Annotated in this window: 16 protein-coding genes and 1 pseudogene; 5 read left to right on the plus strand and 12 right to left on the minus strand. The window is 73.0% G+C overall.

Annotation, left to right across the window (positions count from 1 at the left end; translation table 11 throughout):
- The first annotated feature begins 59 nt into the window (after positions 1-59).
- The 5 genes from EDC50_RS01935 to EDC50_RS01955 all read left to right on the plus strand — a co-directional run bounded on the left by EDC50_RS01935 (position 60) and on the right by EDC50_RS01955 (position 9,385).
- Positions 60-1,979, plus strand: coding sequence for a sialate O-acetylesterase (locus EDC50_RS01935; RefSeq protein WP_484606925.1), 1,920 nt, complete (start codon positions 60-62; stop codon positions 1,977-1,979).
- 22 nt (positions 1,980-2,001) lie between these two features.
- Positions 2,002-3,258 carry a D-mannonate dehydratase ManD gene (manD, locus tag EDC50_RS01940; RefSeq protein WP_123768779.1) on the plus strand — a complete coding sequence of 419 codons (1,257 nt, stop codon included), beginning with the start codon at positions 2,002-2,004 and terminating at the stop codon, positions 3,256-3,258.
- 5 nt (positions 3,259-3,263) lie between these two features.
- Positions 3,264-4,973, plus strand: a complete 1,710-nt coding sequence (locus EDC50_RS01945) for a glycoside hydrolase family 43 protein (RefSeq protein WP_123769601.1) — start codon at positions 3,264-3,266, stop codon at positions 4,971-4,973.
- 21 nt (positions 4,974-4,994) lie between these two features.
- A complete protein-coding gene (locus tag EDC50_RS01950) occupies positions 4,995-7,748 on the plus strand; it encodes a glycoside hydrolase family 3 protein (protein ID WP_123768780.1) in 2,754 nt (917 codons plus the stop codon).
- Between the two features lie 143 nt (positions 7,749-7,891).
- Positions 7,892-9,385, plus strand: coding sequence for a mannitol dehydrogenase family protein (locus EDC50_RS01955; RefSeq protein ID WP_123768781.1), 1,494 nt, complete (start codon positions 7,892-7,894; stop codon positions 9,383-9,385).
- 30 nt (positions 9,386-9,415) lie between these two features.
- Here EDC50_RS01955 and EDC50_RS01960 read toward each other — a convergent pair whose 3' ends face one another.
- The 12 genes and pseudogenes from EDC50_RS01960 to uxaC form a co-directional block, all read right to left on the minus strand.
- On the minus strand, positions 9,416-9,901 hold the full coding sequence (locus tag EDC50_RS01960; protein WP_158635646.1) for a copper chaperone PCu(A)C: 486 nt from the start codon (positions 9,899-9,901) through the stop codon (positions 9,416-9,418).
- 48 nt (positions 9,902-9,949) lie between these two features.
- Positions 9,950-12,070: a TonB-dependent receptor family protein gene (locus EDC50_RS01965; protein WP_123768783.1), complete on the minus strand. Its 2,121-nt coding sequence runs from the start codon at positions 12,068-12,070 to the stop codon at positions 9,950-9,952.
- A gap of 73 nt (positions 12,071-12,143) precedes the next feature.
- Positions 12,144-12,557: a hypothetical protein gene (locus EDC50_RS01970; protein ID WP_123768784.1), complete on the minus strand. Its 414-nt coding sequence runs from the start codon at positions 12,555-12,557 to the stop codon at positions 12,144-12,146.
- 186 nt (positions 12,558-12,743) lie between these two features.
- A complete protein-coding gene (locus tag EDC50_RS01975; protein ID WP_123768785.1) occupies positions 12,744-13,061 on the minus strand; it encodes a DMT family transporter in 318 nt (105 codons plus the stop codon).
- 44 nt (positions 13,062-13,105) lie between these two features.
- A complete protein-coding gene (locus tag EDC50_RS01980; RefSeq protein ID WP_199742041.1) occupies positions 13,106-13,669 on the minus strand; it encodes a TetR/AcrR family transcriptional regulator in 564 nt (187 codons plus the stop codon).
- Positions 13,670-13,804: 135 nt separating this feature from the next.
- A pseudogene (locus EDC50_RS01985) lies at positions 13,805-14,457 on the minus strand (glutathione S-transferase family protein).
- Between the two features lie 236 nt (positions 14,458-14,693).
- Positions 14,694-16,046 (minus strand): sensor histidine kinase, encoded by a 1,353-nt coding sequence (locus EDC50_RS01990; RefSeq protein ID WP_123768787.1) that lies wholly within the window; start codon positions 16,044-16,046, stop codon positions 14,694-14,696.
- Positions 16,027-16,734, minus strand: coding sequence for a response regulator transcription factor (locus tag EDC50_RS01995; protein ID WP_170167572.1), 708 nt, complete (start codon positions 16,732-16,734; stop codon positions 16,027-16,029). Before EDC50_RS01995 ends, EDC50_RS01990 begins: the two co-directional genes overlap by 20 nt.
- A gap of 17 nt (positions 16,735-16,751) precedes the next feature.
- Positions 16,752-17,552, minus strand: coding sequence for a MipA/OmpV family protein (locus tag EDC50_RS16595; protein WP_123768789.1), 801 nt, complete (start codon positions 17,550-17,552; stop codon positions 16,752-16,754).
- Between the two features lie 338 nt (positions 17,553-17,890).
- Complete coding sequence (locus tag EDC50_RS02005) at positions 17,891-18,949, minus strand: SMP-30/gluconolactonase/LRE family protein (RefSeq protein WP_425477889.1); 1,059 nt, start codon at positions 18,947-18,949, stop codon at positions 17,891-17,893.
- A 94-nt stretch (positions 18,950-19,043) separates the two neighbouring features.
- On the minus strand, positions 19,044-20,219 hold the full coding sequence (locus EDC50_RS02010; RefSeq protein ID WP_123768791.1) for an endo-1,4-beta-xylanase: 1,176 nt from the start codon (positions 20,217-20,219) through the stop codon (positions 19,044-19,046).
- A gap of 101 nt (positions 20,220-20,320) precedes the next feature.
- Positions 20,321-21,745, minus strand: a complete 1,425-nt coding sequence (uxaC, locus tag EDC50_RS02015; RefSeq protein WP_123768792.1) for a glucuronate isomerase — start codon at positions 21,743-21,745, stop codon at positions 20,321-20,323.
- Between the last annotated feature and the right edge of the window lie 27 nt (positions 21,746-21,772).

The following is a 21,772-nucleotide window of genomic DNA, read 5'->3' on the forward strand; positions in this document are numbered from 1 at the left end:
TGAGCCGCAGTTCGAGCGCGTTTTCGCATCCGCATCCGTGGCGCCGCGCCGCCTGGGCGCTGCTGGCGCTGTGGCTCGGCGTTGCGGCGCCGGCCGGGGCCGCCGAACCGGCCGCGCCGCTGCTGCACGCGATGTTCCAGGACCATGCGGTGCTGCAGCGCGACCGGCCGATCCGCGTCTGGGGCCGCGCCGCGCCGGGCGAGGAGGTGCGGGTCGCGCTCGCGGGCCGGCGCGCCCGCGCCCGTGCCGCCGCCGACGGCCGTTGGGAGGCGACGCTGCCGGCGCTGCCCGCCGGCGGGCCGCACACGCTGACCGCGAGCGCGGGCGACGCGACGCAGACCGTCGCCGACGTGCTGGTCGGCGACGTATGGCTGTGCTCGGGGCAGTCGAACATGGAGCTGCAGGTGTGGCGCACGCTCGATGCGCGCGCCGAGATCGCCGGCGCCGCGAACGAGCGCATCCGCCTGTTCGCCGTGCCGCAGGAAGGCAGCGCGACGCCGCGCGAGGATTTCGCCGCGCCGGTGCGATGGCGGACGACCACCCCGGACTCGGTGCGCGACTTCTCCGCGGCCTGCTATTACTTCGCCCGCGAGCTGCAGAAGACGGTGGACGTGCCGATGGGGCTGATCGCCGCGGCCTGGGGCGGCTCCCGCATCCAGGCCTGGACCAGCGGCGAGGCGCTGCGCGCGACCGGCCTGTACGACGCCGAGCTCGATGTGCTCGCGCGCTACGCCGGGGATCCGGTCGACGCGGTCGGCCGTTGGGGCGAGGTCTGGGCGGACTGGTGGCGCGCGCAAGCTCCGGCGGGCGACGAGCCGTGGGATCCGGGCTACAGGCCCGGCCCGGGCTGGCGCGCCGCGCCGCGCGCGCTCGGCGCCTGGGAGCGCTGGGGCGTGCCGGAGCTGGCCGACTTCAACGGCATGCTCTGGTACCGCGCCACGGTGGCGCTGAGCGCGCAACAGGCCGGGCAGAAGGCGGTGCTGGCGCTGGGCGGCGCCGACGAGATCGACATGACCTGGGTCAACGGCCGCGGCGTCGGCAGCGCCTACGGCGGCGCGCCGCGCGAATACCCGCTGCCCGACGGCGTGTTGAAGCCGGGCGAGAACGTCGTCGCCGTCAACGTGCTCGACACCTACCGCGACGGCGGGCTCAGCGGCCCCGTGCCGGCGCTGCGCTTCGCCGACGGTTCCCGCGTGCCGATCGAACGCTGGCAGTACCGCATCGTGCCGAAGCAGACCGCGTCGCCGCCGCGCGCGCCGTGGCAGACCGCGGCGGGGCTGTCGACGCTGTACAACGGCATGATCGCGCCGCTCAGCCGCTACGGCCTGCGCGGCGTGGCCTGGTACCAGGGCGAGTCCAACACCTTCGAGGCCGGGCGCTATCGCGATCTGCTGCGCGCGTTCCGCGACGACTGGCGCTCGCGCTTCGGCGACGGCCTGCCGCTGCTGATCGTGCAGCTGGCGAACTACGGCGCGGCGCCGACCCGGCCGGGCGAGAGCGAGTGGGCGCAGCTGCGCGAGGTGCAGCGCCAGGTCGCGGGCGAGGATCCGCGCACCGGCCTGGCGGTGGCGATCGACATCGGCGAGCGCTACGACATCCACCCGAGCAACAAGCAGGAAGTCGGCCGGCGCCTGGCCCGCGCGGCGCGGCGCGTCGCTTACGGCGAACGGCTCCCGGCCTCGGGCCCGGTGCCGCTCTCGGCTCGGCGCGAGGGCGAGGCGGTGGCGGTGCGCTTCGGCGACGTCGACGGCGGCCTGGTCGCCTACGGCGCCGACGGTCCGGTCGGCTTCGCGCTGTGCGGCGCGCGGGCCGGGTCCTGCCGCTACGCCCAGGCCGAGATCCGCGGCGACACCGTGCTGCTGCGCGCGCCGGTGGCCGACCCCACGCGCGTGCGCTACGGCTGGGCGGACAGCCCGGTCGTCACCCTGTTCGACGGCGCGGGCCTGCCCGCCGGGCCGTTCGAGATTCCCGTCCAGTAAGCCTTCGCCGAGCCTCCAGTCCATGAGCACGCAACCCGCCACCGAAACCCCCGCCCGAGGTTCCGCGCGCGAGCGCGAGATCGTCGACGCGAAAGTGATCGTCACCTGCCCGGGGCGCAACTTCGTCACCCTGAAGATCGTCACGCGCTCCGGCGTGTACGGGCTGGGCGACGCCACGCTCAACGGCCGCGAGCTGGCGGTGGCCTCCTACCTGCAGGACCACGTCGTGCCGAACCTGATCGGCCGCGACGCCGGGCGCATCGAAGACACGTTCCAGTTCCTGTACCGCGGCGCGTACTGGCGGCGCGGCCCGGTGACCATGACCGCGATCGCGGCGGTGGACGTGGCGCTGTGGGACATCCTCGGCAAGATGGCCGGGCTGCCGATCTACCAACTGCTCGGCGGCCGCTCGCGGGAGGGCGCGCTGGTCTACGGCCACGCCAACGGCCGCGACATCGCCGAGGCGTCCGACGCCGTGGGCCGCTTCATCGAGCAGGGCTTCATCGCCGTGCGCGCGCAGTGCGGCGTGCCCGGCGTGAAGAAGGCCTACGGCATCTCGGCCGGCAAGGCCTACGAGCCGGCCGAGAGCGAGTTGCCCGTCGAGACCGTGTGGAACACACCGCGCTATCTCGAGGTGGTGCCGAAGCTGTTCGAGCAGCTGCGCCGCGACCACGGCGACCGGGTCGAGCTGCTGCACGACGTGCACCATCGCCTGACGCCCGTCGAGGCCGCGCGCCTGGCCCGCGACCTGGAGCCCTACCGCCTGTTCTGGCTGGAGGACGCCACGCCGGCCGAGAACCAGAAGTCGTTCGAGCTGATCCGCAAGCACTCGGTCACCCCGCTGGCGGTGGGCGAGGTGTTCAACTCGATCTGGGACTGCAAGCACCTGATCGAGAACCAGCTGATCGACTACATCCGGACCACGATCGTGCACGGCGGCGGCATCACCCACGTGCGCCGCATCGCCGATTTCGCCGCGCTGCATTCGGTGCGCACCGGCTTCCACGGCGCGACGGACGTTTCGCCGGTGACCATGGGCGCGGCGCTGCACTTCGACACCTGGGTGCCGAACTTCGGCATCCAGGAGTGGATGTTCCATACCGACGAGACCGACGCGGTCTTCCCGCACGACTACGCCTTCCGCGCCGGCCGCCTGCACGTGGGCGACACTCCCGGCCACGGCGTGGACATCGACGAGAAGCTGGCGGCGAAGTACCCGTACTCGCCCAGGCAATTGCCGATCGCGCGCCTGGAAGACGGCGCGATGTGGGACTGGTGACCGCCATGCGGGCGCGGATCGGGACGGCGGTGCGGGCGCTGGCGTTGGCCGCGCTGGCGGCGCCCGCGCTGGCGCAGGCGCCGCAGCGGGCGGAGACGCCGCAGCAGGCGCCCGCGCCGGTGCGCTTCGACTGGTTCGAGTACACCGGCCGCGATGCGGCGTTCGAGGCGCCGCTGCCGCCAGGGCACTACCGCAATCCCATCCTGGCCGGCTACCACCCGGACCCGAGCATCGTCCGCGCGAACGGCCGCTACTACCTGGTCAACTCCAGCTTCACCCACTACCCGGGCATCCCGGTGTTCGAGAGCGCCGACCTGGTGCACTGGAAACCGATCGGCCACGTGATCGACCGGCCGGGCATGGTGGACTTCGACGGCTTGCGCGTCTCGCGCGGCATCTTCGCGCCGACGATCGAATACCACGACGGCACCTTCTACGTGACCACGACCGCGGTGGACAGCGGCGGCAACTTCTACGTCACCGCGAAGGATCCCGCCGGCCCGTGGTCGGACCCGGTGTGGCTGCCGAGCATCGGCGGCATCGACCCTTCGCTGTTCTTCGACGACGACGGCAAGGTCTACATCGTCAACAACGACGCGCCCGAGGGCCAGCCGCGCTACGAGGGCCACCGCGCCATCTGGATGCAGCAGCTGGACCTGGCGCAGCGCAAGCCGGTGGGGCCGCGCCGGGTGCTGCTGGACGGCGGCATGGACCCCGCGTCCAAGCCGATCTGGATCGAAGGCCCGCACCTGTACAAGCGCGACGGCTGGTACTACCTGGTCTGCGCCGAGGGCGGCACCTCGGTGAACCATTCCCAGGTGGTCGCGCGCAGCCGCGACATCTGGGGGCCCTACCGGCCGTACGCCGGCAATCCGATCCTGACCCAGCGCGACCTGCCCGCCGACCGGCCTGCGCCGATCGCCAATGCCGGCCATGCCGACCTGGTCGAGGGACCGGACGGCAGCGGGTGGGCGGTGTTCCTGGCCAGCCGCCTGTACGACGGCAAGCACTACAACACCGGGCGCGAGACCTACCTGCTGCCGGTGCAGTGGAAGGACGGCTGGCCGGTGGTCCTGGCCCACGGGCGGGCGATCCCGCAGGTCGCGCCGGCGCCGTCGTTCATGCGCGGCGAGGCGACGCAGGCGCCGCTGAGCGGCAACTTCACCTGGCGCGACGAGTTCGACGGCGCGGCGCTCGACCCGGCCTGGCTGCACGTGCGCGTGCCGAAGACGCGCTGGGCCGACCTCGCGTCCGCGCCCGGCAAGCTGGCGATCCATCCGCTCGCCGAAGGCCTGGACACGCTGCGCAATCCCTCGTTCCTGGCGCGGCGCCAGCAGCATCTGGCCTTCGAGGCCAGCACCGCGATGGAGCTGCCCGGCGACGGCGTCGCCGCGGGCCTGGCGGCGTTCCAGAACGAGCGCTACTGGTATTTCCTCGGCGCGCGCCGCCGCGGCGACGGGGTCGAACTGTTCCTCGAGAAGCGCGCGGGCGATGCGCCGGCCCGGGTGGTCGCCACGCGCTCGCTCCCGGCCCGCGGGGCGTTGGCGCTGAAGATCGCCGGCGACGGCGGCGACTATTCCTTCGCCTACGACGCCGGCGACGGCTGGCGATGGCTGCTGCGCGGCGACGACGCCCGCATCCTCAGCACCGAGGTCGCCGGCGGCTTCGTCGGCGCGGTGATCGGGCCTTACGCCCGCGACGAACGCAAGCGCTGATCCGCAAGGGAGGAGGGCACCATGCAAGCTAGGCGCGCCCATGTCGATCCGACTCCGCCCAGCTGCCGCGCGCGAACGCGCGCGCTGGCGCGCTGGTGCCTGGCCGCGTTGCTGGCTTCGGCGCCCGCCTGGCAGGCGCTGGCCGCGCAGGCCACGCAGCCGTGGCTGGACCGCTCGCGCAGCTTCGAGGAGCGCGCGGCCGCGTTGGTGGAGCGGATGACGCTGGAGGAGAAGGCCGCGCAGATGCGGAACGCGGCGCCAGCGATCGAGCGCCTCGGCGTCCCCGCCTACGACTGGTGGAACGAGGCGCTGCACGGCGTGGCGCGCGCCGGCGGCGCGACGGTGTTCCCGCAGGCCATCGGCCTGGCCGCGACTTTCGACGTGCCGCTGATGGACGAGATCTCGCGCGTGATCAGCGACGAGGCACGCGCCAAGCACCACGAGTTCCTGCGCAACGGCCAGCATGGCCGTTACCAGGGCCTGACCTTCTGGTCGCCGAACATCAACATCTTCCGCGACCCGCGCTGGGGCCGCGGCCAGGAGACCTACGGCGAGGACCCGTTCCTCACCGCGCGCATGGGCGTGGCCTTCGTGCGCGGGTTGCAGGGCGACGGCCCGGGCGCGGACGCGCCGGCGAACCCGCGCGGCGAGCGGTACCGCAAGCTCGACGCCACCGCCAAGCACTTCGCGGTGCACAGCGGCCCCGAGGCCGACCGCCACCATTTCGACGTGCACCCGAGCCGGCGCGACCTGTACGAGACCTACCTGCCCGCGTTCGAAGCGCTGGTGAAGGAAGGCCAGGTCGCCGCGGTGATGGGCGCCTACAACCGCGTCTACGGCGAATCGGCCAGCGCCAGCCGGTTCCTGCTGCGCGACGTGCTGCGCCGCGACTGGGGGTTCCAGGGCTACGTGGTCTCCGACTGCTGGGCCATCGTCGATGTCTGGAAGCACCACAAGATCGTCGCCACCCGCGAGGAGGCCGCCGCGCTGGCGGTGAAGAACGGCACCGAACTGGAATGCGGCGAGGAGTACTCCATCTTGCCCAACGCGGTGAAGCTGGGCCTGATCTCCGAAGCCGAGATCGACGACGCGGTCACGCGCCTGTTCGCCGCGCGCATGCGCCTGGGCATGTTCGACCCGCCCGGCCAGCTGCGCTGGGCGCAGATCCCGTATTCGGTGAACCAGGCGCCGCAGCACGACGCGCTGGCGCGCAAGGCCGCGCAGGAGTCGATCGTGCTGTTGAAGAACGACGGCCTGCTGCCGTTGTCGAAGGACATCAAGCGCATCGCGGTGATCGGCCCCACCGCCGACGACACCATGGCCCTGCTGGGCAACTACTACGGCACGCCGGCCGATCCGGTCACCGTGCTGCGCGGCATCCGCGAGGCGCTGCCGCAGGCCGAAGTGCTGTACGCACGCGGCGCGGACCTGGTCGAAGGCCGCGAGGATCCGGCCGCGGCGCCGCTGATCGAACCGCAATACCTGCGCCCGGCGCCCGGTTCCAGCGAGCGCGGCCTGCGCGGCGAATACTTCCGCAACCGCGACCTGTCCGGCCCACCGGCGCTGGTGCGCGTGGATGCGCAGATCGGCTTCCGCTGGGACCGTGGTTCACCGACCGACAACCTGATGGCGCGCGGGGAGGTCGGCCCGCGCGAGGCCATCCCCAACGACGGCTTCAGCATCCGCTGGAGCGGCCAGCTGCTGCCGCCGGTGAGCGGCACCTACCGCATCGAGGCCGCGGCCAACGACGGCTTCCGCCTGTACCTTGACGGAAAACTGTTGCTGGACCGCTGGCAGCCCAGCGAGCGCCTGCGCGCGGACAGCGTCAGTCTGCAGCTGGAAGGCGGCCGCGCCTACGACATCCGCCTGGAGATGTACGAAGCCGACCGCGACGCCGCCGTGCGCCTGGCCTGGGAACTGCCCGGCGCCAAGCCGCCGTTCGAAGCCGCGCTGGAAGCGGCGCGCCAGGCCGAAGTGGTCGTGTTCGTCGGCGGCCTGACCGGCGACGTCGAAGGCGAGGAGATGACGGTGAACTACCCGGGCTTCGCCGGCGGCGACCGCACCGATATCCGCCTGCCGGCCACCCAGCGCAAGCTGCTCGAAGCCCTGCACGCGACCGGCAAGCCGGTGGTGCTGGTGCTGACCACCGGCTCGGCGCTGGCGGTCGATTGGGCGAAGCAGAACCTGCCCGCGATCCTGGTGGCCTGGTATCCGGGCCAGCGCGGCGGCAACGCGGTCGCCGACGTGCTGTTCGGCGACGTGAGTCCGGCCGGCCGCCTGCCGGTCACCTTCTACCAGGCGGACGAGAAGCTGCCGGCGTTCGACGACTATGCGATGCGCGGACGCACCTATCGCTACTTCGGCGGCGAGCCGCTGTATCCGTTCGGCCATGGGCTGTCGTACACGCGCTTCGGCTACTCCGGGCTGAAGCTCGACCGCGAACGGCTCGGCGCGCAGGACACGCTGCGCGTCTCGGTCACCGTGAGGAACGAGGGCGCGCGCGCCGGCGACGAAGTGGTGCAGCTCTACCTGGCGCCGCTCGAGCCCCGGCGCGAGCGTGCGCTGAAGGAGCTGCGTGGCTTCCAGCGCGTGCACCTGCGGCCGGGCGAGGCGCGCGAGCTGAGCTTCGAGATGAAGCCGGAAACCGACCTGCGCGTCTACGACGACGCGGCCGGCGGCTACACGGTCGACCCGGGCCGCTACGAGGTGCGGGTCGGCGCCTCGAGCGCGGACATCCGCCTGAGCCGGCGTTTCGCCGTCGCGGAGGAGCACTGACCGCGCCGCCCTCCGCCGTTTCCGCGAAGGCGGGAACGTCGGCGTCTCGAGCACGAGGACGCCAAGGGGATCCCCGCCCAGGTCTCGGAACGGCGCCCCGCCAACGCCCGGTGCAAGCCCCACTCGCGAACCGAAGAAAGACGATGACAGATCCCGCCCCGGCCGCGCTTCCGCGCCTGAACGACCTCGCCCTGGCCTCGCTGCCCGCCCGCGTCGCCCGGCCGGCCTACGACCGCAGCCGCACCCGCATCGGCATCGTCCACCTCGGCGCCGGGGCGTTCCATCGCGCGCACCAGGCGGTGTACGTGGACGAGCTGCTTGCCGACGACCCGGACTGGGCGATCTGCGCCGTGTCGCTGCACAGCCCCGGCGTGCGCGACGCGCTGCGGCCCCAGGACGGCCTGTACGCGCTGGCGCTGCTCGGCGAGGAAACGGAACTGCGCGTGATTGGCGCGATCCGCGAGGTGCTGTTCGCGCGCGAGCAGCGCGAAGCGGTACTGGCGCGCCTGGCCGATCCGGCGGTGCGGCTGGTCACGCTGACGATCACCGAGAAGGGCTATTGCCTGGCCGGCGACGGCCTGGACTTCGCCCATCCGGAGGTCGTCCGCGACCTGGCGCAGCCCGAAGCGCCGAGCGGCGCCATCGGCCATATCGTCGCCGGCCTGCGCGCGCGCCATCGGCAGGGCCTCGAGCCCTACACCGTGCTCAGCTGCGACAACCTGGCCGACAACGGCGGCAAGCTGCGCCGGGCCGTGCTGCAATACGCCCGCCGCATCGACGCGGCGCTCGCCGACTGGATCGAGCGCGAAGTCGCGTTCCCGCGCTCGATGGTCGACAGCATCACGCCGGCGACCGACGACGCCCTGCGCGAGTGCGTGGCCGCGCAACTGGGCTGCCGCGACGCCTGGCCGGTGCAGCGCGAGCCGTACGCGCAGTGGGTGATCGAGGATGACTTCCGCAACGGACGTCCCGCGTTCGAGCGCGCCGGCGCGACGATCAGCGACGACATCGCCGGCTACGACCGCGCCAAGCTGCGCCTGCTCAACGCGCCGCATTCGACGCTGGCCTACCTCGGTGCGCTGCTGGGCCTGGAGACGGTGGCCGAGGCGATGGCGCATCCGCCGCTGGCCGGCTTCGTCGAGCGACTGATGCGCGGGCACATCGCCCCCCATCTCGCGGCGCCGCGCGGCTTCGACGCCCAGGCCTACGCGGGCGCGATCCTGCTGCGCTTCCGCAACCCGGCGATCCGCCACCGCCTGCTGCAGATCGCCCAGGACGGCTCGCAGAAGATCCCCGTACGCCTGCTCGGCACCATCGCCGACGCGCTCGCCGCCGGCCGCCCGGTCGAGCCGCTGTGCCTGCCGGTGGCGGCGTGGCTGCACTTCGTGCGCCGCCAGGCGCAGGCCGGCATCGCCCTGGCCGATCCGCTCGCCCCCGCGCTGTCGGCCATCGGCCGCGCCGCCACCGGCGAAGCCGCGGGCGACGTGCCGGCGTTCCTGGCCCTGGACGCCGTGTTCGCGCCGCTGTCGTCGGACGCGCGGTTCGCGCAGGCGCTGCGCATCGCCTATGCCGCGCTCGGCGACGGCGGCGCCGCGGCGGTGGAGCGGGCGCTCGCCGCTTCCGCCGCGGCGCAGTAGCGCCGGCCCGGCGCGCCGTCCAGGCCGTGGTCAGTGACGCGCCGCGCCGTCCGCCGAGGTCGCGTCGAGCGGGCGCACGGCGAAACGGACTTCCGTCGTGCCCGCACGGGCGAAGACGAGCCTCATCGCGACCTCCTCGCCGGCGGCGAACCGCCGCCGGGGACCGATCAGCATCAGGTGGTACCCGCCCGGCTTGAGCTCCACCGTCGCGCCGGCGGGCAGCGCCAGCCCGCCGGCGAGCGGGCGCATGCGCATCACGCCGCGGTCCATGACGACTTCGTGGATCTCGACCCGTTCCGCCTCCGCGCTCGAAACCGAGAGCAGGCGGTCCGCGGCGTCCCCGGTGTTGCGCAGGGCCATGAACCCGCCCGCGGCAGGGGCATGGGGCGCCATCGCGCGCACCCACGGCCGTGCGACCTCGATCGCGCCGACGGCCTGGTGCGGTTCGCGATGGCAGCCGGCGAGCGTGGCGATCGCGATGGCGGCCCACAGGGCGGCGCCAAGTGCGTGCTTCATGTCGGTTCTCCTGGCGATTCCTCTGGATGATGTCGGCATGGCGGCTCCTCAGAACCGCAAGCGCACTCCGGCGTACACCGAGCGCGGCTCGCCGGCCTGCAGGAGGGCGTCGCCGGCGGCCGCCCGGTCACGCACGTTCAACACGCCGACGTAGGCCTCGTCGAACAGGTTCCTCACCTCGCCGAACACCGACCAGCGCCCGCGCTCGAGGCCGGCGCGCAGGCCAAGCAGCCGGTGCGGGCCGACGCGGTAGGCGTTGGCGAAATCGGCGTACCGCGCGCCCACCAGGTCGAACGTCGGCCCGGCGAAGAAGCCGCCGGCGCTGCGGAGCATCAGTTCGCCGCGCACCGCGTACTTCGGCGCCCCGGGCAGATCGTTATCGCCGTAGAAGGGATCGTCCTCGAACGCGAACGCGTTGTACGTCGCGCCGAGCAGCGGTTCGAGACGGTACCCGTCGCCGAGCGGGAAGCTCGCGCCCACGAGCGCTTCGAGGCCGGCATGGACCGTGCGGCCGACGTTGGTCGACAGGCTCGTGCCGGGCGCGGCGGGATCGTCGACGGACAGGATCTCGTCGCGGATGCGCGCGTGGTACACCGAGACGTCCCAGCGCCAGCCGGGTCGGCCGGCGAGCGCGGCGGTACTGCCGCGCAGGCCCGCCTCGACCACGGTGCCGCGCATCGCGTCCAGCGTGCGGCCGTCGGCGCGCACGTCGTCCTCCAGTTCGAACGTGGTCGGGGCCTCGTAAAGCCGGCTGATGCTGGCGAACGCTTCGCTGCCGGGGCGCAGCGCGTAGATCGCGCCGAGGCGCGGATTGAACGCGGCGTAGTCGTCGCGCGGATGGCGCAGGGCGCCGTCGGCCAGGCGGGTCGTGCGCACGTCGCGGCCGGCCAGGACGCCTTGCGCGCCGTACACCAGGGTCCAATCGGGCGCGAACCTCCAGCGGTCCACCAGGAACACTTCGACGCTGTCGGACCGGTTGTCGACGGCCTCGGTCCGGCCGTTGCGGCGGCCGGCGAGATTGCGGAAGTTGCCGCCGCGCTCGCGCGTGTCGGCGAGGTTGACGCCGGCCAGCACGTCGTGGTCGCCGGTGCGGACGTTGTAGCGGAGCATGCCGCCGAGCGTGCGCTGCCCGGTGTTCTTGAGCAGGCTGAAGACTTCCACCGGCGGATTGGGGCCGGCGCCGTCGAAGTCGACCATGACCCGGTCGACGATCGGGTGGTAGAGGTCCTGGTCCTCGTAGGACAGGCCGAACTCGAGACGGCTGTCGCCGTCGAGGACCCACGTGCCCTTGGCGGCCAGGCGGTCGGTGCGCACGTTCAACTGGAAGTTGCCGGTGATCGCGGCGGGCTGGGCCTGCATCGGGTCGGCGTCGAACTGCGCGCGGGTCAACGGCCCGGCCAGCTGCTCGTCGTTGTCGATGTGGGTGGCGAACAGCCGCAGGTCGAAACGATCCGAGACGCGCCAGCCTGCGTTCGCGTACAGGCCGACGCGGTCCTGTCGGCTGTGCGCGCGGTAGCCGTCGCGGCCCAGCGCTTCCAGCGTCACCAGCCCGTCGAAGTCGCCGGCGGCGCCGCCGGCGGTCAGCCGGCCGCCGAGCCGGCCATGGCTGCCGCCGTGGACGAAGACCTGCATCGGCGGGCTGTTGCGCGCGGTCGGCGAGAGGAAATCGATCGCGCCGCCGAGATTGCTGGCGCCGTAGGTCAGCGCGTTGGCGCCGCGCGCCACCACGACCTCGCGCGCTGCGAGCGGATCCGGGAAGCGATTGTGGTTGCTGCCGTCGGCCGTGGTGACCGGAAGACCGTCCTGGAACAGCTTGATGCCGTTGCTGTCGTACTGGGTGGCGTCGAGGTTGGAGCCGCGGCTGGAGATGAAGATCGCATCGCCGCCGGTTCCGCTGACGGCCCAGACGCCGGGCACGTAGCGCAGGGCGTCCGCCATCTGCACGACGGCGCGTTCGTGGAAGGCGTCGCCGTCGACGATGCTGACGCCGCCGGGCGTGAGCGAGCGTTCGGCTTCGGCCGCCGCCGGCCTGGCCGAGCGGACCTGGATCGTGTCCAGCGTCGTCGCGTCGGGCGGCGCCGCGGCGTGGACGGCAAGGGGCGAACAGGCCGTGGCGACGGCCACGGCCCAGCGCGACGCGCGCGGCATCGCGATCGAAAGGATCGACATGGGAACACTCCGGAAAGCAGTGAACGCGCGCGGCGGTGACGCCGCGCGCGGAACGTGGGACCGGCTTTCGGAGTCAGCGAGGCGGGCCTTGCGAGCCCAGTGCCGGAACGGGCGGCGCGAGCGGCGGCGCGGCGGCGACGCGGACCGACCACGGCGCGAGCGGCGCCGGCCCCAGCAGCAGCTGCGGCACGGACGCGCTCGTCAGGCTCGACAGCAGCGGGCAATAGGCGCAGTCGTGGCGCGCATGGCCGTCGTGCGGCGCGGGCGCTTCGCCGGGCTCGTCCGGCGTCGGCACGGCCATGTGCGGCCTGTGGTGCGCATGCCCGGCGCCGGCCATTCCCGCCAGGTGCAAGCCGTGCTCGGCCCGGGCCATGCCCGGCATGGAGCCGGCGGCCGGCGCGTGCGCGGCGCCTAGCCTCTCCGACGGCAGGGCGAAGCCGCTGCCGAATTGCCGGCCCACGGTCGGCATCGCGACCAGCAGCAGCATCGCCACGAGGGCGAGGCAGGCCAGGGCGCGGGAGCAGGCACGGGACACCGGCGCATTATCCCAGGCCGACGTCGCACCGGGGTGAGCCGCGCCGGCGCGCGCGGCGGCGATGCGGCGGGCAGGCCGGCATTCCTCGCGCCGGGCAGCCGGCGGGGGCGTCGGGCCCGCCGGCAGGTGGAGGAGGCGCTAGTGCGCCAGCTTCAGCGTGGCCACGCCGGCGACGATCAGCGCGACGCCGAGATAGCGCGCGAACGATGCCGGGTCGCCGTAGTAGAGAACGCCGACCAGGAAGGTGCCGGCGGCGCCGATCCCGGTCCACACCGCGTACGCGGTGCCGATCGGGATCGTCCGCTGCGCCATCCAGAGCAGCAGTCCGCTCAGGCCCATGAAGAAGACCGCCACCGCCACGCCCGGCCAGCGCGTCGCCGGGGCCTGGGCCATCTTGAGGCCGATCGGCCAGCCGATCTCGAAAAGACCGGCCAGTACGAGATAGATCCAACTCATTTTCGTCTCCAGTGCGGGGAATCGAGGCAAGCGCGCACGCGGCGCTATGCGCGGCTCTTGCCGGCACGCGGGCCGCCGCCGGCCCTGGCTTTCCTTTCGCGCTCCGGGAGCAGCCCGGCGATGTCGTCGAAGTGCCGCTCCCATTCGCGCCGCGTCATCGAGACGAGCCCGAAGTGCCGCAGGAAGAACAGTCCTTCGGTCGCCAGGAAGGCCAGCCGCGCCCGGACGGCTTCCGGTCCGTCCAGCGCCTTCAGGTCGCCGAAGCGCTCGGCGTACCAGTCGCGCGCCCACGCCAGGTTGTCCGGGGACTGCAGAAGGGCCGCGAGCAGCGCGGCGGCCCGGGCGTTCGCCGCGTCGTCGGCCTCGGCGGTGCTCCGCACGTGGGCGCGCACCCGGTCGCGCGCGGTCGAACCGGGGCCGGAAAGGCGTGCGACGTCCGCGTCGTACAGCGCGCCCCAGCGCCGCAGCAGCGCCTCGATCAGCGCTTCCTTGCTGGCGAAGCACGACTGGATGCCGCCCTTGGTGACGCCGGCCGCCGCCGCCACGGACTCGAAGGTCAGCCCGGCGGCGCCCGTTTCGGCGATCACGGCCTCGGCGGCTTCCAGCACCTTGTCGCGGTCGATGGTCTTGCGGCGGCCCATGTCCGGTTCCAGTACGCTCGTATTGGTATCGTAAACGAATACGCTCGTACTCGAAACAAGCCGGCGCCGCCGGGTGGATGCGCGCGCCGCTGGCCGGGGCCGTCAATCGTCGCGGGCCTCGGGCGCATTGACCGCCCGCTGGGCGGCGAACGCGCGCCGGTACGCGGGTCGCGCTTCGCCGCGGGCGACGTAGGCGCTCAGGCCGGGAAACTCGTCCAGGATGCCGGAGGGCCTCAGCCGCAGGAGCACCGACACCCTCATCAGGTTGCCCGCGCCGAACGCGCCCTCCAGCCAGTCCGCGTCGCCCAGGCGGGCCGAGAGTTGGCCGAGCCGGCGGCGAATCCGGTCCGCGACCAGCGGCAGGCGTTCCCGGGCCCAGGGTTTGTCGCCTTCCTCGAACTTGGCGACGATGAGATCGAGGATCGGCGGTTCCACGGTATCGAGCGCCGCGAACATCCGGGCGATCGCGCGCGCCCGCGCGTGGGCGTCGTCCGGCAGCAGGCCCGGATGGCGTTGGGCGAGATGCAGGACGATCGCCCCGGTTTCGAACAGGACGAGATCGCCCTGCTCGAAGGTCGGAATCTGGCCGAAGGGATGCAGCGCAGATGCGCGGGTTCCTTCATCGCGCGGAACGGAACGAGGCGGACCGCGTACGGCTGGCCCACCTCTTCCAGCGCCCAGCGCACCCGCGTGTCGCGCGCCAGCCGCATGCCGCCGTCGGGCGACCGTTCGAACGCGGTGATGGTGATCGTCATCGTCCTGCTCCTGGTGGCGGATGCGGGTCGCCCGTCTTCATCAGGGCGATGAACGGCCGGCGCGAATTCGACGCGGGCGGTCGCTACGCGGTCGAGCGCCGGGCGCAGGGCGGAAGCCGGAGGGGGCCGGGCGCGGGCTTGTGCACGGCGAGTCGGAAGGCGCGCGTCCGCACGATGGTCGGACGGCGCGGCGACGGCGGCCGACACGCGCCCTCTCGCGCAGGCGGGCACTCGGCTCAGCCGGTCGCAACGACGAACCTCGCCCCCGGCTCGCAGCCCGGGTCCAGCGCGATCGTCCATCCATGCGCCAGGCAGATCTCCAGGCAGATCGCCAGGCCCAGGCCGGCGCCTTCGCCGTCCCGGGACCCGCCGCGCCAGAAGCGTTCGAACAGTTTTGGCCGATCCGCGGGCGCAACCCCGGGGCCGAGGTCCTGCACGGCGAAGCCGTCCGGCCGCACCTCCACCCGCACCGCGCTGCCAGGCGGGGCGTGGTGGATGGCGTTCTCCAGCAGGTTCTTGGCCAACACGAACACGGCGGACGGGTCGGCCTCGACGGTAGTGCCCTCGTCGGCGCGGGCGTCCAGTTCGATGGCCACGCCATGCCGTTCCGCGAGGCGACCGAGGTAGTCCGCCGCATCCGCAAGCACGGGCCTCAGTTGCAGCGGGGCGAAGACATAGTTGTGCCCTTCGCTGACCTCGGCCAGGTGCAGCAGCTGGTTGACCTGGCGCGCCATCACCGCGGTGTCGCGCAGCAGGAGCCGAGGGTCGGCGGCGCCGCCGAGTTCGATCTCGGCCTGCAGCAGCGCCAGCGGGGTCTTCAGTTCGTGGGCGGCGGCGGCCAGGAACTCCTGCTGCACGCGGTAGCCGTTCTCCAGCCGCGCCAGGGCGGCGTTGAAGGCGTCGATCAGCGGCGCGATCTCGCCGGGCACGTCGCCGCGGTGCAGGCGCATGGCGAGGTTGCGCGGGCCTATCCCGACGGCGACCTCGGACGCGCGACGGATCGGCCGCACCGTGCGCCGTATGGTGACGTACACCGCCACGCCGAAGACGAGCAGCGCCAGCGCCCCGGTGACCGCGCCGGCTCTCAGGTACAGCTTGCTGGCGTACGAGTCGAGCATGGTGACGAGGCGGCGGCTTTGCGCGACCTGGATCTCGTAGTCGCGGCCCGCATGCGCGACCGTCGCGCGCGCGACCTGCAGGACGATCCCATCGGCGCCTTCCTGCACGGCGCGGATGCGCGGGCCCGCCGCCGTGCCGGCCAGCGCGTCCAGGGCGGGGCCGGGGCGGCTCTGGGCCAGCACGTTCCCCTCGGCGTCGAGGACGCGATAGGCCGCGTCGCCGGGGAGACCGTCGTAGAAGTTGGCTTGCTCCGGATGCAGCTCGATGCGCATGCGCCCGGCGCGATCCACGCGCATGCCGTCGCGCACGTTCCGGATGTCTGCGTCCAACTCGGCACGCAGCAGCGCGGCGGTCGAGTGCGGGTACACCAGCGCGATCATCACCGCGGCCGCGGCGCCGGTGGCCAGCAGCATCGCCACCACCGTGGCCAGAATCAGCCGGCCGGCCAGGCTATGGGGCAGGATCGGCATGGCGCAGCGCGAATCCCTGGTGACGGACGTTGACCACGGACAGCGCGGAGCCGACCGCGTCCAGCTTGCGCCGCAGGCGGTGCAGGGCGACGTCCAGCGCGTTGGGGGTGACGGCGTCGCTGACGCCCCAGGCGGCGGCCTCCAGGGTCGTGCGGCGGACGACCTCGCCGGCCGCGCGCACCAGGCAGATGAGGATCTGCAGTTCGGCCGGCGCCAAGGCCGCGCTCCGGCCGCCGCAGGCCACCGAGGCGCCCTCGGGGACGACCACCAGATCGCCGTGGGCCGGGTGCAGTGCGCGCACCTCCAACGGCCGCCGCATCAGTGCCCGCACGCGGGCGACCAGCTCTTCCATGGCGAAGGGCTTGGGCAGGTAGTCGTCGGCCCCGGCCTCCAACCCGGCGACGCGGTCGTGCAGCGCGTCGCGCGCGGTCAGCATCAGGCACGGCAACCGATGGCCGGCGGCGCGCAGGCGTTGCACCAGTTCCAGGCCGTCACCGTCGGACAGGCCGCGATCCACCACCGCCAGCGCATAGTCGCCGTGGCTCAGGCCATGCCAGGCGGTGGCCTGGCTGGGAAACACGTCCACCGCCACGCCGGCTGCCGCCAACCCGCGTTGCACGAGCGATGCCAGACGCTGGTGGTCTTCGATCAGGGCGATGCGTTGGGAGAGGCGGGCGGTCTGCGGCACGGGGAGACGATCGGAAGTCAGAAACCGCGGGCGAGGCCGATGCTCAGGGCGGCCTCGCCGTCGGTGCCGGCTTCGATCAGCGGGCTGTCGCCGATCTCGCCGGGCAGGAACTCGTACTTCACCGCGCCGATCATGCGCCATTTCCGGCCGAGCGGGTGGGAGAAGCCGAGGCTCGCCCGGGGGATCAGCGTCGATCCCGGACGATAGGCGGGCGCGCCGAGGGCCGCTTCCTCGTCGAGGGTGCCGTAGTAGTAGTCGGCCATGTCCTTCGACATCCAGCGCACCCCGGCGCCGGGGACGACGGTGGTCCGGCCCCAATGCAGCGCGTAGCCGTAGTCGAGCGACAGCTCGTAGCCGCCGCTGGCGTCGGCCACGTCCGCCAGCGCCTCGAACTTGAGCTCGCCGGCGCGGCCGCGCCAGCGTGCGGACAGGCCGACGTCCAGCCCGTCGTCGCGGTCCTGGAGCCAATCGGGATCCAGGCCGTTGGCCAGTAGTTCCCGGCGGCCGAGGTCGTCGATGTCGAAACCGTCGAAGCGGCCGGACACGACCGCCTCCAGCCGGAACGCCTCGCCCTCGAACAGATGGAACCCGCCGGTCACGCCACGCCAGAAAAAACGCTCGCCTTCGTAATTGACCAGCGGCAGGGGGAGGGTGCGGGTGCCCTCGCCGGCGTAGGCGCTGTCCTTGACCCGGGCCCCGATGCCGAGGCTCCAGCGGTCGTCGTTGGGGTCCGCATTGGCCGGCAAATCGCCGGTGCTGGACTGGGCGGAGGCAAGCGTGGGGAACAGCAGGCAGACGACGAGGGCGTGGCGGAGCATCGGGGGGTGGCCTCGGAGGGGACGCGGCGCAGTGTCGGCGGCGCCGACTTACGCGCGACTTACGGCGCCCGGGAGCGCGCGTCACCCGGTACACGGGCGGATCGCCGTTCCTCTGCGCACGCCGGTGCGTGCCGGCCCCGTCCTCGCCCCGGAGCCAAACGTGGGCGTCGGCCGCCGCGCGCGGTGAGCGGCCCGCCGCCGGCCTCCCGACATGCAGCGCCCACGGCGGCTCGCGGCGCCCCGGCGCACCGACGCGCCGGCCTGCTTCGACGCGGGGGGCGCGCATGCGCCGCGGCCGCTCGCGCCAAGGCGGGCTCGCCGCGATCATCGTGGCGCGCTCAGGGCGCCGGCGCGCGGAAACCCGGCCCCGCGACCGTCACGCGCACGCGGGCGACGAAATGGTCGGAGGTCATGTACAACGAGCGGCCGTCGTCGCCGAACGCGCAGTTCGACACCGCGGTGCCGGTCTCGATACGGCCCAGGCGCCGGCCGTCCGGCGCGAACACCAGGACGCCGCCGGGACCGGTGGCGAACAGGGTGCCGTCGCTCGCCACCGCCATGCCGTCGGGCAGGCCGGGCGCGCCCTGCGCGACGAGGTCCGAGGCGTCCGCGAACACGCGCCGGCCGGCCACCTCGCCGCGTTCGTCCAGCGCGTAGGCGATCCAGAGCGGATGCGCAGGATCGGAGTTGGCCACGTACAGCGTGCGTTCGTCCGGTGACAGCGCGATGCCGTTCGGATAACGCAGGCGATCGTCGAGCAGCCGCACGCGGCCGTCCGGATCGAGGCGGTAGACGCCGTTGAAGCGCAGCTCCTTGGCCGGCGAATCGTCGATGCCAGTCAGTCCGTACGGCGGATCGGTGAAGAAGACGGTGCCGTCGCGACGGCGGACCAGGTCGTTCGGGCTGTTGAAGCGGCGCCCTTGGTAATGCGTCGCCAGCGGCGTCTTCTTCTTGGTCGCCAGGTCGAGCCGCGCGACCAGGCGCGAGCCCGAATCGGCCAGCAGCACGGTGCCGCCCGGTTCGGGGTGGAGGCCGTTGGCGCCCGGTTCGCGCAGCGCGTCCAGCGGCGGGCCGGCGTAGCCGGACGGCTCGAGGAACACCGACAGGCCTTCGCGCGGCGACCAGCGGTACAGCCTGTTCTCCGGCACGTCGGTGAACAGCAGGTGGCCGCCGTCGCTGCCGGCGATCCACGCCGGCCCCTCGGCCCAGGTGAAGCCCTCCGCGACCGGCTCGACGCGCGCGTCGGCCGGCACGATGCGCCGGAACGCCGCCTCGAGCGTGGCATCGAACGCGGCGGTGCGGCCGACCGCGGGACGCGTCGGCATGTCCGCGACCGGCGCGCAGGCGCAGAGCAGGCCCCACGCGAGCGCAAGGCCGGGCAGGCGGCCGCTCCGGATACCGGGCCCGCGGACGCCGGGCGAAGCGAAGCGCCGGGCACCGGCCTCCGGCAAGGGGGGACCCACCGCCGCGCTCGGCGCGGGGCGGGAAGCGTCAGCGGCGTCGGGCGTCTTCATGCGGCACCTGCAGCACCGCGTCCAGCGCCGGCTTCGGCCGGCGCGCGCGGTCGAACAGCAGCGGATGGTTGGTGCGGTTCGGGATCGGGTAGTCGTTCTTCCACGACATGCCGTCGTGCACGCCCCACAGGGTGACGCGTGCGATCTTGTCGCGCTTGCGGTGGAACAGGCGGAACAGCTCGGCGTAGCGCTCGGTCAGGCGCCGCTGCACCTCGGCCGGCAGGCCGTGCGGGTACGGGTCGAGGTAGCGCTCGAACTCGGGCAGCTGGAACTGCGGATGCAACAGGCCGGTGCCGATCACCTGGCCCTCGCGGGTCAGCGGCAGCACGTCGATGTCCAGCTCGGTGATCATCACCTTCAGGCCCAGGGCGGCGTAGGCGTCGATCGCCGCCTCGATGTCCTCCAGGCTCGGGTAGTTCAGGCCCCAGTGCGCCTGGATGCCGATGCCGTCGATGCGCACGCCGTTGGCCTGCAGCATCTTCGCCATCCGCACGATGCCGTCGCGCTTGGCCGGGCGCTCGGCGTTGAAGTCGTTGTAGTACAGCTCGGCGTCGGGCGCGTAGCGCGCGGCGAACTCGAAGGCCTTGCGCACCACCCGGTCGCCGTCGCCGACCGCCTTCACCCAGGCGGTGTCGGTGCGGTAGCGGCCGTCCTCGCCGAGGATCTCGTTGACCACGTCCCAGGCCTGCACGCGGCCGCGGTAACGCCCGGCCACCTTCTCGATGTAGCGGCGCATCGCCTCGATCTGCGCCTGCGGCGTGTTCGGCTCGCCGTTCGCACCGGTGAAGAAGAACGCCGGCGTCTGGTTGTGCCAGACCAGGGTGTGGCCGACGACGAACATGCCGTGCCTGCGGCCGAATTCGACGAAGGCGTCGGCCTGGGCGAAGTCCCACACGCCGGGCCGCGGGTTCACGACTTCCGCCTTCATCGCGTTCTCGGCGGTGACCGCGTTGAAGTGCCTGGCCACCAGCGCCTGCGAGGCGGCGTCGCGCCCGGAGACGATGTCGTCGTTGACCGCGACGCCGAGCAGGAAGTCGTCGGCGTAGGCGGCCTTCAGCGCCGCGGCCGCCTGTGCCCGCACGGGCACGGGCGGCGCGGCGGCGGCGAGCAGCGCGGCGGCGAGCGCAAAGGCTTTCGGCAGGAGGCGGGTCATGGCGTCGGCGTGGTGGAGTGTCGGATGGCGTTCGGGACCGGATCGGGCCGCGCGGGCCGGACGGCGATCCTGCGCCGGCCCGGCGGCGGCTGGAACCGGCCCTACAGCTTGTAGGCGTTCTTGGGCAGGCGGTAGGCGAGGTCCACGGCGACCTCGGCCGCCTCGTCCTCGTCCAGCCGGTGCTCGGCGACCAGCTTGGCCAGCACCGCGCAGTCGATGCGGCGGGCGACGTCGTGGCGCGCGGGGATCGACAGGAAGGCGCGGGTGTCGTCGTTGAAGCCGACGGTGTTGTAGAAGCCCGCCGTGCTCAGGGTCTGCTCGCGGAAGCGCCACATGCCTTCGGGCGCGTCGTGGAACCACCAGGCCGGGCCGAGGAACAGGCAAGGGTAGTGGCCGGCCATCGGCCCCAGTTCGCGCGAATAGGTGCTCTCGTCCAGCGTGAACAGGATGAAGCGGAAACCGGGTTCGTTGCCGAAGCGGTCCAGCAGCGGCTTGAGCGCGTGCACGTACTCGGTGACCAGCGGCAGGTCGGCGCCGACGTTGCGGCCGTAGCGCCGGAACAGCCAGGGGTTGTGGTTGCGGTGGCAGCCCGGGTGCAGCTGCATCACCAGGCCGTCGTCCAGGCTCATCGCCGCCATCTCGGTCAGCACCTGGCCGCGGAACAGCGCGGCCTCGCGCGCGCTGAAGTCGCCGCGCAGGATCTTCTCGAACAGCCTCCGCGCCTCGGCGTCCGACAGGTCCGCGGTCAGCGCGGTCTCGTGGCCGTGGTCGGTCGAGGTCGCGCCCATCTGCTTGAAGAAGGCGCGGCGGTTGCGGTGCGCGCGCAGGTAGCCGTCCCAGCCGTGCACGTCCTCGCCGGTGATTTCGCCGAAGCGCTGCAGCGCGTCGCGGAAGGCTTCGTGTTCGGGGTCGACCACCTCGTCCGGGCGGTAGGCGGTGACGACGCGGCCGTTCCAGCCGCTGTCGCGGATCGCCTGGTGGTGCGCGAGCGGGTCGAGCGGGCCCTCGGTGGTGGCGATCACCTCGATGCCGAAGCGTTCGAACAGCGCGCGCGGCCGGAACGCCGGCGTCTGCAGCGCTTCGGTGATGGCGTCGTAATAGAGGTCGGCGCTGCGCTCGTCCAGGCGCACGCGCAGGCCGAACACGTCGTGGAAGACGTGGTTCAGCCACAGCATCGACGGCGTGCCGCGGAACAGGTGGAAGTGGCGGGCGAACACGCGCCAGGCCTCGCGCGGGTCGACCGGCGCCCGCGAGCCGTCGCGGCGCGGGATGCCCAGCGCGTCCAGCGGCACGCCCTGGCTGTAGAGCATCCGGAACACGTAGTGGTCGGGCACCAGCAGCAGCTCGGTCGCGTTGGCGAACGGCGCGTCGGTGGCGAACCAGGCCGGGTCGGTGTGGCCGTGCGGGCTGACGATCGGCAGCGCCGCCACCTGCGCGTACAGGCGCCGGGCGATCGCGCGCTGGCTCGGGTCGGACGGGAACAGGCGATCTTCGTGCAGCGTCAGGGGTTTGGGGGACGTGGTCATGCCGGGGCTACCGCCGGGAAGGTTCAG

The organism is Vulcaniibacterium tengchongense, from assembly GCF_003814555.1.
GTDB classification, from domain to species: Bacteria; Pseudomonadota; Gammaproteobacteria; order Xanthomonadales; family Xanthomonadaceae; genus Vulcaniibacterium; species Vulcaniibacterium tengchongense.